Source organism: Massilia sp. Masssp94 (genome assembly GCF_059491305.1).
The window spans coordinates 3110876-3123640 of sequence record NZ_CP168501.1 but is presented as its reverse complement, the minus strand read 5'-3'; the positions used below and the strand labels follow the sequence as shown (position 1 = coordinate 3123640).

11 protein-coding genes are annotated in these 12765 nt (G+C 62.6%); 1 reads left to right on the top strand and 10 read right to left on the bottom strand.

Annotation, left to right across the window (positions count from 1 at the left end; translation table 11 throughout):
* Positions 1-21: 21 nt before the first annotated feature.
* The 9 genes from ACEN9G_RS13890 to ACEN9G_RS13850 all read right to left on the bottom strand — a co-directional run bounded on the left by ACEN9G_RS13890 (position 22) and on the right by ACEN9G_RS13850 (position 10368).
* Positions 22-2208, bottom strand: coding sequence for a YgiQ family radical SAM protein (locus ACEN9G_RS13890; RefSeq protein ID WP_413336826.1), 2187 nt, complete (start codon positions 2206-2208; stop codon positions 22-24).
* 153 nt (positions 2209-2361) lie between these two features.
* The gene (locus ACEN9G_RS13885) at positions 2362-2643 is read right to left on the bottom strand and encodes a DUF4404 family protein (protein WP_056126187.1); all 282 of its coding nucleotides are present in this window, start codon (positions 2641-2643) and stop codon (positions 2362-2364) included.
* Positions 2644-2719: 76 nt separating this feature from the next.
* Positions 2720-4846, bottom strand: coding sequence for a M3 family metallopeptidase (locus tag ACEN9G_RS13880; protein WP_413336825.1), 2127 nt, complete (start codon positions 4844-4846; stop codon positions 2720-2722).
* Positions 4847-5032: 186 nt separating this feature from the next.
* The gene (locus ACEN9G_RS13875) at positions 5033-5629 is read right to left on the bottom strand and encodes a TMEM175 family protein (protein ID WP_413336824.1); all 597 of its coding nucleotides are present in this window, start codon (positions 5627-5629) and stop codon (positions 5033-5035) included.
* A gap of 17 nt (positions 5630-5646) precedes the next feature.
* Positions 5647-6078, bottom strand: a complete 432-nt coding sequence (locus ACEN9G_RS13870) for a hypothetical protein (RefSeq protein ID WP_413336823.1) — start codon at positions 6076-6078, stop codon at positions 5647-5649.
* Positions 6079-6465: 387 nt separating this feature from the next.
* On the bottom strand, positions 6466-6762 hold the full coding sequence (locus ACEN9G_RS13865; protein WP_413336822.1) for a DUF3144 domain-containing protein: 297 nt from the start codon (positions 6760-6762) through the stop codon (positions 6466-6468).
* A gap of 42 nt (positions 6763-6804) precedes the next feature.
* The gene (locus tag ACEN9G_RS13860) at positions 6805-7974 is read right to left on the bottom strand and encodes a GNAT family N-acetyltransferase (RefSeq protein WP_483126710.1); all 1170 of its coding nucleotides are present in this window, start codon (positions 7972-7974) and stop codon (positions 6805-6807) included.
* Between the two features lie 86 nt (positions 7975-8060).
* Complete coding sequence (locus tag ACEN9G_RS13855) at positions 8061-8264, bottom strand: SlyX family protein (protein WP_413336820.1); 204 nt, start codon at positions 8262-8264, stop codon at positions 8061-8063.
* A gap of 85 nt (positions 8265-8349) precedes the next feature.
* Entirely contained in the window at positions 8350-10368 is a 2019-nt protein-coding gene (locus ACEN9G_RS13850) for a DUF4214 domain-containing protein (protein ID WP_413336852.1), read from the bottom strand.
* Between ACEN9G_RS13850 and ACEN9G_RS13845 the strand changes: the two genes are divergently transcribed.
* Positions 10258-10479: a hypothetical protein gene (locus tag ACEN9G_RS13845; RefSeq protein WP_413336855.1), complete on the top strand. Its 222-nt coding sequence runs from the start codon at positions 10258-10260 to the stop codon at positions 10477-10479. The genes ACEN9G_RS13850 and ACEN9G_RS13845 overlap by 111 nt on opposite strands.
* Positions 10480-10677: 198 nt before the next feature.
* Here the strand turns inward: ACEN9G_RS13845 and ACEN9G_RS13840 are convergent, their stop codons facing one another.
* Positions 10678-12738, bottom strand: coding sequence for a UvrD-helicase domain-containing protein (locus tag ACEN9G_RS13840; protein WP_413336819.1), 2061 nt, complete (start codon positions 12736-12738; stop codon positions 10678-10680).
* Positions 12739-12765: the final 27 nt, after the last annotated feature.

Here is a 12765-nt window from a genome sequence, read left to right as displayed (position 1 = left end):
GCTCTGACCCCGGTGCTGGGCTTACTTGCGCCCGGCCCTGGGCTTCGACTTAATGGTCGACAAAATCCCCGCCTTCGCTTTCGACGGCGGCGCCATGAACGGTGCCGGTTCGCTGCCGCGCCCTTTACGCCGGGTCGCGACCTCGATCACGCGGCCTTTCGGCGCCTCGCTACGCGGCGCCACCGGCGGCCGGCGCTCGCCACGCTGCGGCGCGACTTCCTGTTCGGAGCCGGCCGGCGGCACCAGGTGGCGCTCGCCGTTGCCGATCAGGTCGCCGCGGCCCATGCGCTTCAGGCCCTCGCGCAGGACCGGCCAGTTTTCCGGGTCGTAGTAGCGCAGGAACGCCTTGTGCAGTTTCCTCGTCTTGCCGCTCTTGGCGGTGAGGACCTCTTCCGAATCCTCGGTGACCTTGTGCAGCGGATTTTTACCCGAGTGGTACATCGTTGTCGCCATGGCCATCGGCGTCGGCGTGAACGTTTGCACCTGGTCGAGGTGGAAATTGTTCTTTTTGAGCCAGAGGGCCAGGTTCAGCATGTCCTCGTCCGTCGAGCCCGGGTGCGCGGCGATGAAGTACGGGATCAGGTATTGCTTCTTGCCCGCTTCGCGCGAGTACTTGTCGAACAGCGCCTTGAACTCGTCATACGCGCCGATGCCCGGCTTCATCATCTTGGAGAGCGTGCCCTCTTCCGTGTGCTCCGGCGCGATCTTGAGCAGGCCGCCAACGTGGTGCGTGACCAGTTCCTTGACGTACTCCGGCGAGCGCACGGCCAGGTCGTAGCGCAGGCCCGAGCCGATCAGGATCTTCTTGATGCCCGGGATCGCGCGCGCCTTGCGGTACAGCGAGATCAGCTTGCTGTGGTCCGTGCCCAGGTTGCTGCAGATGGTCGGGTACACGCACGACAGGCGGCGGCACGTTTCCTCGATCTTCTTGTCCTTGCACGCGAGGCGGTACATGTTCGCGGTCGGGCCGCCCAGGTCCGTGATGGTGCCGGCGAAATTCTTTGTCGTATCGCGGATCAGCTCGATCTCGCGCAGGATCGACGGTTCCGAACGGCTCTGGATGATGCGGCCCTCGTGTTCCGTGATCGAGCAGAACGTGCAGCCGCCGAAACAACCGCGCATGATGTTCACGGAATAGCGGATCATTTCCCACGCCGGGATGTGCGCCTTGCCATAGCTCGGGTGCGGCGCGCGCGCGTACTGCAGGTCGTAGACGCCGTCCATCTCGTCCATCGCGAGCGGCAGCGGCGGCGGGTTCAGCCAGACGTCGCGGTCGCCGTGCTGCTGCACGAGCGCGCGCGCATTGCCCGGGTTCGATTCAAGGTGGAACACGCGCGACGCGTGCGCGTACATCACCGGATCCTCGCTGACGGTCTCGAACGACGGCAGCCGGACGACGGTCTTCTGCGCCTTTTCGCGCGCGGCGGCCTGGCGCTGTTCGCGCGTCATGATGACGATCGGTTTGACTTCCGGTTCCGGCTGCGCATTGTCCAGCGCGCACTGCTTCGGATCTTCCAGTGCCATCGCGTACGGGTTCGGCTGCGCGTCGATGCGGCCCGGCACGTCCACGCGGGTGGAATTGTGCACCGTCCACTCTTCATCCGGCAGCCAGCCGTGCGGCACGAGGAACGCCGTGCCGCGCAGGTCGCGGATGGATTTGATGTTCTCGCCGGCCGCGATGCGGCGGGTGACGTCGACGAGCGCGCGTTCGGCGTTGCCGAAGATGACGAGGTCGGCCTTCGATTCGAACAGCACCGAGCGGCGCACCTTGTCCGACCAGTAATCGTAGTGGGCAATGCGACGCAGCGACGCCTCGATCGAGCCGGCGATGACGGGCACGCCCGGGAACGCTTCGCGCGCGCGCTGGCAGTAGACGGTCACGGCGCGGTCCGGACGTTTATTGGGCTCGGCGTTCGGGGTGTAGGCGTCGTCCGAGCGGATCTTGCGGTCGGCCGTGTAGCGGTTGACCATCGAATCCATGTTGCCGGCCGTGATCCCCCAGTACAGGTTCGGCTTGCCCAGCGCGCGGAACGGTTCCACGGAGGTCCAGTCCGGCTGGCTGATGATGCCGACGCGGTACCCCTGCGCTTCCAGCAGGCGGCCGACGAGGGCCATGCCGAAACTCGGATGGTCGATGTAGGCGTCGCCCGTGATCAGGATGATGTCGCACGAATCCCAGCCCAGCTTGTCCATTTCGGCACGGGACATGGGCAGGAACGGGGCCGCAGGGGCGCGGCTGGAACGCTTGGCGACGTTCGCGAAAAGATTGGCAGGGGAGTTCATTGGCCGGCATTTTACCGGAAAACGCCTGTTTAAGCTGCGGACCCCTCGAAAAATGGCTTAATTTTCAATGGCTTGTCGTTAAATCCCCATGCTCGCGAGGATGTTGCCGAGCTCACGCAGGGCCGGTTCCAGGTGCGGATGGCGGATGGCGAAGCGCGCTGTCAGCTCCTGCGTACGCGAAGCCAGGCCGTATGTGTTCGCGTCCGGATCCTGGGAGCGCTTGTCGAGCACGTGCTTGATGTCGCCGTCGAGCTGGCGCAGCAGCATTTCCAGTTCGTCATCGACTTCGCCGGTTTCCTCGAGGCTGCGGTGCAGCGTCTTGAGGTGCGCTTTCAGGGTATTTTCGTTTTCGGGCAGCATGGCTTTCTCACGTCATGATGTTGTGAGAAGTCTACACCGATAAGGGCGGCCTGGCGCGCCGCCCTTGTCGTCGCGATTATTCGCCCGTCAGGCCACGGCGCTCCAGCAGCGGCTCGATCTTCGCATCACGGCCGCGGAAGTTGCGGTACATGTCCATCGCATCCATCGTGCCGCCGCGCGACAGCAGCATCTGGCGGAAGCGGTCGCCGTTCGCGCGCGTCAGGCCGCCGTGTTCCTTGAACCATTCGACGGTGTCCGCGTCCAGTTTCTCGGCCCACAGGTAGCCGTAGTAGCCGGCCGAATAGCCGCCCGAGAACACGTGCGAGAAGTACGTCGTACGGTAGCGCGGCGGGACGAGCGGGAAGTCGACGCCGGCGTCGTGCAGCGCCGTCGCCTCGAAGCCCAGCACGTCGGTCGGGATTTGCGCGGCGCCCAGTTGGTGCCATTTCTGGTCGAGGATAGCTGCGGCCAGGTATTCGGTCGTGCGATAACCCTCGTTGAACCTGGACGAGGCCTGGACTTTGTCCAGCAGCTCCTTCGGCATGGGCGCGCCCGTCTGGTAGTGTTTGGCGTAATTTGCCAGCACTTCCGGCCAGGCCATCCACATCTCGTTGACCTGCGACGGGAACTCGACGTAGTCGCGCGGCACGCGGGTGCCCGAGAAGCACGGGTATTTCACGTTCGAGAACATGCCGTGCAGCGCGTGGCCGAATTCGTGGAACATCGTGCGCACTTCGTCGTACGTCAGCAGGGTCGGCTCGCCCGCGGCCGGTTTCGGGATGTTCAGGTGGTTCGCGACGACCGGGTGTGTGCCCAGCAGCTTGTTCTGGCCGACATACGCATTCATCCACGCGCCGCCGCGCTTGTTCGAGCGGGCATACGGATCGTGCAGGAAGATCGCGAGCTGCTTGCCGTCGGCATCGAACACGTCGAACACGCGCACGTCCGGGTTGTACACCGGCAGGTCGTGGCGTTCCTTGAACGTGATGCCGTATTCCTTGGTGGCGGCGAAGAACACGCCGTTCACGAGCACGTTGTTGAACTCGAAATAGGGACGCAGCTGGTTCTCGTCGAACGCGTAGCGCGCCTGGCGCACCTTGTCCGTGTAGTAGTTCCAGTCGTAGGCGGTCGCCTGGAACTTGCCCCCGTCGGCATCGATGACCTTCTGGATCTCGGCCGCTTCCTTCTTCGCGTTGCGCACGGCCGGCTTGGCAAACTCGGAAAGCAGATTGTTGACGGCGTCCGTCGTCTTGGCCGTCTGGTCTTCCAGCATGTACGCGGCGTGGTTCGGATAGCCCAGCAGCTTCGCGCGCTCGGCGCGCGCCTTGGCCAGGTCCAGCACGACCTGGCGGTTGTCATAATCGCCGCCGTGGCTGCCGCGGGCCAGCGACAGGGCCAGCAGTTTTTCGCGCGTCGCGCGGTTGGTCAGCACGGACAGCGGCGCCTGCTGCGTCGTGTTCACGACCGGCACCTTGAACTTGCCGTCGAGACCATCCTTCTTCGCCAGCGCGGCGGCGGCGTCGATGGCCTTGTCGGACATGCCGGCGAGTTCTGCGCGCGTGTCGACGACGAGCGCCGACGCATTCGCTTCCTTCAGCACGTTCTGGCTGAACTGGGTCTGCAGGGCGGCGATCTTGCCGTTATAGGCCTTCAGTTTTTCCTTGTCGGCGGCCGACAGTTTCGCGCCGGCGCGCACGAAGTCGGTGTGATAACGCTCGAGCAGGTAGGCCGATTCCGGATCGAGGTGCAGCTTGGCGCGCTTGTCGTACAGCGTCTGGATGCGCTTGAACAGCTTGTCGTTCAGGCGGATCTTGTCGCTGTGGGCGGCCAGTTTCGGCGCGAGATCCTTGTCGAGCGCGTCGAGCGTGGGATTGGTATTGGCGCCGACGAGGCTGTAGAAGATGGTCGAGACGCGGTTCAGCAGCAGTCCCGAACGCTCCATCGCGACGATCGTGTTGTCGAAGGTCGGTGCTGCACGGCTAGCGGCGATGGCATCGATCTCAAGCGACTGCTGGCGCATGCCTTCTTCGAACGCCGGCGCGAAGTCCTCGTTCTTGATCTTGTCGAAGGCCGGGTACTGGAACTGCAGGGTGCTCGGCTTGGCGAACGGGTTGGACGCCGGCAGCAGCGAAGCAGGGGCGGCATGGGCCAGGTTGGCGACGGCTGCGGTAACAGCGACGGCCAGGATGTGCGAACGGTTCATTCTTTGGGCTCTCCGGAGGGTTGTCGGATCCGACCGTGCTTGTGCCACGGACCGATCTCTTCTTGCTCGTGCACTCCATAATGGAAACCGCCGGGACGAACCCGGCGGCGAAGTGCGCCCTAAGGATAGCAGGGATATTGCCGTAAGTTACATATTTACGGCCTAAAAAAAGGCTTTGCGGGAGGCTCAGCCCCGCTCCGATTGCTCTTCCTGTGCCACTTTGTCCTCGATGCGCCGGTCCGGAATCAGCCACACGATGGCGACGGCGGCATAGACGAGGAACCCGAGCCAGGCGCCAAACCACGACAGGGCGACGCCGCACAGATACAGAACGCACGACAGCTTGCCCTTGCGATCCTTGCCGATCGCCTCGGCCAGCGCCGCGTTCTTCGGATGATTCGCCGTCAACACCTGCACCAGGATCAAATAGGCGACGGAGCACATGAACAGGACGAAGCCGTACGCCGCGGTCGGCCCGCTCTCGAAATGGTTCTCGCCCATCCACGCGGTGACGAACGGGATCAGCGACAACCAGAACAGCAGGTGCAGATTGGCCCACAGGACGCCGCCGCTGACTTCCTTCACGGCGTGCAGCATGTGGTGGTGGTTGTTCCAGTAGATGCCGACGTAGATGAAACTGAGCACGTAGCTCATGAAGACGGGCCACAGCGGCAGCAGCACGTCGAACGTGGCGCCGTGCGGGACTTTGAGTTCCAGCACCATGATGGTGATGATGATGGCGATGACGCCGTCGCTGAAGGCTTCCAGCCGGTTTTTGCCCATCTCTTTTCTCGTGAACGTTATACGTAAGAATGGCGGAGATCGATCTGCTCCGCTTTAGCGTCTGCAACCGAAATAAATGAAGCGGACTCAAGGATGAACCGGCGAAAGTCCGGTGTTGCATCCTCCCAGCAGTTACTCGTTCCGAGCGCATCCAGCTCAGCGCCTGGCTGGTACTTGTATGTAAGACTCAGCTGGCTGATCGCGTCGTCATCCTCGAGCCCTGCTTCGATGAATTGACGCGTGATGTCAAGTTCGAAGTATTTTCCGTTTCCCCAGTCGTAGGTTCCCCACTGGTACAGCAAGATATCATCGGAACATGCAGCGCATGCGGCCTGGGCGCGAAACTCAAGCATTGCTTCAATACCTACTCGGGGCGTTGACGCATTCAAATCAATGCCTTTTGATGCGGCGAAGTCCCGGAATGCTTGTACCGATTCAGCAGGTTTCATACGAAATCCTTGTGGTTGACAGCTAATTGTTGTGGCACTAACAAAAATAAAGAGGAATGTTTCTCTCCTCACACCACGCTCGCAATTGCTGGTGCAACGTGTCCCAAAGTTCCGATGCCCATGGTGGCGCAACTTCATGCCAACACGCCTTGATTGGCAGGTACACGGACATGACGCCCATCGGCATGTCCAACGTGAATGAACCAAGGGCGCAAGAGCAAAGCAGTTCCTCTTTCCACTGCGGCCTGAATTCGAATTGCACCATCGATACCTCTTCAGTTCACAATGACATCATGATAACCGCCGTCACGGGCGCACCGCTTGAACGCCATCTCCCTGCCCAAAAAAAATGGCCGCACGCGGCGGCCATGTGTAGAGCGCAGGCGCTTACTTGTCCGCCCGCTTCATGTAGGTGTCGAAGTTCTCGACGAAATCGTCGAGATTCGCTTCCATCATCTTGCGGAACTGGTCGGTGAAATACTCCAGCGCCCGCGCCTTTTCCGAGGTCATGGTCTCCGCGTTGCCGGTCGTTGCCGCGACGATGAAGGCGTTGAAGCGCGCCGAGGCGTACAGCGTCGATGCGCTGACTTCGCTCGGATGGGTCGACGCGCACTGGTCGTTCGCCAGGTTGATAAGGGCATTGGCGCGGTCGAAGAATTCCGGGCTGGGGGCGTTGTCAATCATGAGTCATCGTGGCTTGAGGTGGAGGTGCCGCCACTATAACAGTCATTTCCGGAACCGCTTCACCTGGCGGATCAGCGCGCCGTTCAGCGCATCGTACCGGCCGTGGACGTTCAGCAGCCAGGCCGTCCCGCTGCGCGCGCGGTGCAGCAGGACCAGGCCGCGCGTCTCCAGCACGTGCGTGGAGCGGAATTCCGCGTGCGGCGTGCCGTAGCCGAAGTCGATATGGTCGAACGTGAAATGGGCCAGCACGTCCTGCACGGCCAGGTGGATCGCGCTGGTGCCGACCGACAGATGCATATAGTCCTGCCGGCACAGGATCTTGTAGACATGCCAGACGGACGCCGAGCGCATGCCGTACACGACGGCGACATCGTTCTCGCCGCAACGGATCACGTAGGACAGCAGCAGGCCATGGCGCGCCAGGCTCTGCAGGCGCGCCTGCTCGCCGGCGCGCCCGGCGGCGCGGGAGGCGTCGGTGGCGACCATGGCGTCCAACATGGCCCCGACCTGGCCGGGCTGGGTGATGCGCAGCACGTGCAACGAGCCGGCCGCTTCCGTCAGCAGGCGGACCTGGCGCGACAGGTTGTAGCGCTTCTTGGCGCTGAAATGCTTCAAATAGGCGTCGACGCCGTCCGGCAGCGGCTGCGTATGGCACGCGCGCCAGCCGTTCAGCACGTACGCCGCCACGCCCGCGATGCCTTTCCAGCCGTCTTGCGGCACGGCCTGCAGGTACAGCACGTGGCATTGCGCAAAGCGGACGAGCAGCTGCCGCGCGATGAATTCGGCGAGGCCCGGTTCCGCCGGGTCCAGCAACGGAACGCTGCCGAGGATCTGGCAGGCTCGCAATGTCCGCCCGAACAGCGGCACGGGGCCGGCATGGAACGCGATCCGGCACGGCAGGATGCGCACGGGAATGAAGCCGACGATCGCGTAATCGACACTGCGGCGGACGAGGAACAATTCATGGTTCGCATCCCGCCCGTGATCCATGTCGATCAGGTGGTTGAAGAATTGGGGCGACTGGTACAGCGTTTCCGGACCGGCCGCCGCAGCCAGCATCCGGTGCCACGCCGCGAGGATGTCCGGGCGGTCGTGATAGGCGGTCGCGACGTTCAGCTCGAACCTGTCCGGGCAGCGCGCCGCGCGGGGACGCGCTTCCCAAGGCGCAGGCAGCGCGCGCGAACTCGTCCCGAGACTCCGTATGGCCATCATGTCAGCCCCCCGCCAAAAAAATCACAGATTAGGCAAGGACCGCGGGTGACATCTTGTAAAAATCGATATGAACTGCCGGTGATGCGTCAATAATGCGGCGGCCGGTCGTTGATCGGGCCCTGCCCCGCGTCACGCAGCGCGCGCACGTGGTCGGCCAGCTTGGCCACCATGGCTTCCAGCTGGTCGATGCGGCGTCCCTGCTCGTAGATCGTGCGGTTGAGGGTATCGACGAGGTTTTCCTGGTCGGCCAGCTTGATTTCGATGTCGATGAAACGGTTCTCGTCGCTCACGTGGATGTCCGGTGAAGTAAAAGCTGCATGATACGTGGGCGAAAAAAAGGCCGCCAGTCGCGGCGGCCTTCTGCGTGCATCGGCGTCACGCGCCGAAAGGCGTATAGGTAAAGCCGTTCTCGATCGAGCCGATCACCTGCAACTGGTTTTCCGGGCTTTCGCTGAAGAAGGCGAGCAGGTGTTCGCGCGTGGCGATCTTGGTGTCCAGCGCATTCAGCCAGAATGCGTAACCTTCGCCGTCCGGCCCGCGGTGCAGGACATGGGCATACAGGTTCGTCAGGAAGTCCGCGTTGGACGGGGTCTTGCCGTACATCCTGTCCCACTCGGGCTGGTTGGTCATGAACTCCTTCGCCATGTCTTCCAGTTGCAGGCCATGGTCGACCCGATCGATCCAGTAATTGATCTGGGGATCGGGTTCACGGTCGAACGCGGCCTTGTACAGCCGGTAGACCTGGCCCGCGGGACCATCGATGTCCAGCGCGACATTGACATCGTTGAATTGCAGACGCTCGACGTTGATGAGCGAATCGTGTCCGCCGCTGCCCAGCTTGTCCGTGACCCCGTAGCCCCAGGTTTCCTTGCCCACCTTGTAATCAGCAAACTTGCCCGCAATAACCGCCGTGTCGCGCCCCGCGCCGCCGTCGATCGCGTGACCGCCGTTCGCAGCCGTCACCTTGATCACGTCGTCCTTGGCCGTACCGCCCTGGAAGGCGCTGTTCGCCACCGTGAACGTTGCGCTGTTGAAGCTGGCGGTGGCGTTCCCCGCCTTGTCGGACGAGACGACGTTGACCTGGTAGCCGGCATTGGGCAGCGGCGACGTGGTCACCGACCACGAGCCGTCCAGGCGGACGGTGGTGGTGGCGATGTCGATGTAGTCGTCGACGGTCGCCCCCGCGCGCACGACCTGGATCAGCGTGCCGGCTTCGCCGGTGCCGCTGAATGTGGCGATGTTGTCGCCCGACGCGTACTGCATGCTGAAGGTCGGGATGACGGGCGGAGTCGCGTCGACGTTGAACGTCGCCGTGCCGCTGTGCGTCGAGGTATTGCCGGCCGCATCGGTGGCGGTCGCGTAGATCGTGTACCCGAGCCCGTCGGCGAACGGGCTCAGGTTCGTGCTCCACACGCCTTTCGCATCGGCCTGGGCGGTTCCCACCTGCACGTTGTTGGCCGTGTAGATCTTGACCACGGCATTGGCTTCCGCGGTGCCGCTCACGTACGGCTGGCTGCCCTGCGCATAACCGGCGCCGTTGCGGGTGACCGCCATCACGGGCGCGCCGGGCGGCGTCGTGTCGCTGCTGAGGACCGTGCTGGCACTGACGGACTTGCTGCTGCCGAACTGGATCAGTTCGATCGAATGCAATGTCGTGGTACCGGTCTTGTCGACGGCCTGCAAGTCGCCGTCGGCAAGCTTCGTGAACGTGTAATCGATGCGCGCGCCGCTGAATACGGCGGTATCGTTTCCTGCTCCTCCGTCGATCATGTTGTTTCCTCCATTTCCAGCAAGCTTGTCATCGGCGCTCGTTCCGGTGAGGGTGTCCGTACCGCCGGTTCCCGTGATGTAGCGCCCTCCGCCGGTCGAGTTCATGCCCTGCGCGCCACCGAGGCCATCGTCCCCGTACAGCCAGTGCAATGCGGCGAGGTCGTAGTCGCGGTATGTCGCGTACGGGCCGCCATTGGCGTCGTAGGACATCAAGGTATAGGCCGTGTTGTCCTGTGCATCCGGCAGCACGGCCTTGTTGTCGCCTGTGTAGTCAGGCTCATAGAACGGGTGCTTGAAACCCAGCGCATGGCCCAGCTCGTGCAGCAGCGTCTCGTAGCCGTCGCCGCCTTTGCTCAGGTTCGCGTTCTGTGCGCCCCAGGTCGCATCGTTGTCGAGGTAGACGTAGGCGTCCGCGTCGTAAGTCACCAGCTGACCACTTTGATAGTTGGTGAAACTGCTGTGCCAGCTGCACAGGCCGGTCACGTTCGTGGCTATCAGGTTAGCGTACGACAGATGAATCTGCGCATCGCTACCTATGGGGGTCTCGACAAACTCGATGCCCGTGACTTGCTTGAGATAGTCAAAGGCGGCTCGAGCAGCCTGTTGCTGTGTAGCGGTGAATATCTGCTGGGCGCCCGTGAAATTCTTTTGCGTATCTTTTGGATCTTCGTTACCGGACGCGATGGAAAACGTGTAAGTCAGCTGATAGACGGGCTTTCCAAATTCATCCGTTAAATAGTTCCAGTCTGGACCGGTATCGAGCAGGGCATCGATGTGGTTCAACCCGGACACGGGCGTGGTCGTGATGTCAGATACGGTAGCCATGAAATTAACGATGCTTGCTGCTTGAAAATTGATTCATGAAAGTATTTCCCGCGCAACAGTTGAAGTCAAATAAGAATTTCAATCGTGCGCACCCCCTGCGGGTGAACGTCACACTTTCGGCGTGGCCAGCAACGCCTTCAGGCTGGCAAGACGTTCCTTGGGCGTGAGGACTTCGTTTTCCTTCGGCGGCGCATCGCCCACGTCGAGTGCCATTTCCTTGATGAAGCGCGACGGCTCGCAATGCACGAGCTCGCCTGCCCGCTTGCGCTTCTTGCACCACGTGACGTGCAGGCTGCGCTGGGCGCGCGTGATGCCCACGTACATCAGGCGCCGTTCTTCCTGGATGCGGGCAGCGATCTTTTCGACGGGGTCGTCCGGATCGCCCTTGTGCGGCAGGATGCCCTCCTCGCAACCGACGAGGTAGACGTGCGGATACTCGAGGCCCTTGGAGGCGTGCAGGGTCGACATGCGGACGGCGTCCGGCTCCTCGTCCTGGCCCTCGAGCATGGACATCAGCGCCACCATCTGCGTCAGTTCCAGCAGGTTTTTCTCTTCACCGTCGCGGTCACGTCCGCCGCGGCCTCTCTCCTTCAGCCAGTTCAGGAACTCGAGCACGTTCTGCCATTTACCCTGCGCGGCCCTGTCGTCGAAGTTTTCGTACAGGTAGTGCTCGTAATTCATCTCCTTCATCATGTCGTCGATGAGCTCGGCGGCATTGTCTCCGCTGCCGGACGGGCCGGGCCGCGTGGCGCGCGATTCCAGTTCGTCGATCCAGTGGCAGAACTCGCGCAGCGGGTACAGCTGGCGCTCCTGCAGCAGCGCTTCGATGCCGCCCTTGCGCGCCGCCTCGAACAGCGAGCAATTCCACTGGCGCGAGAATTCGCCCAGCTTTTCCAGCGTGGTCATGCCGACGCCGCGCTTGGGCGTGGTGATGGCGCGAATGAAGGCCGGGTCGTCGTCCTGGTTCGCGATCAGGCGCAGGTAGGCGATGATGTCCTTGATCTCGGCCTTGTCGAAGAAGCTCTGGCCGCCCGAGATCGTGTACGGGATGCGCTCCTTGCGCAGCGCCTGCTCGATCACGCGGGCCTGGTGGTTGCCGCGGTACAGGATCGCGAAGTCGGACCATTTGTTCTTGCGCTGGAAATGGTCGGCCGAGATCATGATCGCGATCTGGTCCGCTTCCGTCTCGTCGTTCGGCATGCCGAGAACCTTGATGGGCTCGCCCAAGCCGTGCTCGGACCACAGCGATTTTTCGAACAGTTTCGGGTTGTTGCCGATGACGGCGTTGGCCGCCTGCAGGATGCGCGTCGTGGAGCGGTAGTTCTGCTCCAGCTTGATCACTTTCAGGTCGGGGAAGTCCGTCTGCAGCGTGCGCAGGTTTTCCACCGACGCGCCGCGCCACGCATAGATCGCCTGGTCGTCGTCGCCCACGGCCGTGAACATCGGCTTCTTGCCCAGTCCCGTCACCATCAGTTTGACCAGTTCGTATTGGCAGGTATTGGTGTCCTGGTACTCGTCCATCAGCAGGTAGCGCAGGCGGCGCTGCCAGCGGTCGCGGATCGGCTCGTTATTGCGAAACAATTCCACCGGCAGGCGAATGAGGTCGTCGAAGTCGACGGCCTGGTAGGCCTGCAGGGTCGCGACATAGCTGCGGTAGATGCGGCCGGCCTGGGCCTCGTCCTCGTCGCGTGCGTCCCGGATCGCGTCCTCGGGGTCGACGAGGCCGTTCTTCCACAGCGAGATGGCGTTCTGGATGCGGCGGATTTCCTGCTTGTCGGTGGTCACGGCCAGGTCGGAGACGATGGTGTAGCAGTCGTCGCTGTCCATGATGGAAAACTTGTCCTTCAAACCAACGCCGGCCGCTTCCTGGCGCAGGATTTTCACGCCCAGCGAGTGGAACGTGGACACCGTCAGCTGCTTGGCCTGCTTGGGTTGCTTGAGCAGCTTGGCGATACGCTCCTGCATCTCGAGCGCGGCCTTGTTCGTGAAGGTGAGCGCCGCGATCGTGCGCGGGTCGTAGCCGCGGTGCTCGATCATGTAGGCGATCTTTTGCGTAATGACGCGCGTCTTGCCCGACCCGGCGCCCGCCAGCACCAGGCACGGACCGTCGAGATAGAGCACGGCTTCGCTTTGCGGACCGTTCAGGCCGAAATTCGGGGTGTTGGACATTGGAAATATTGGAGGGGACAGCCCAGC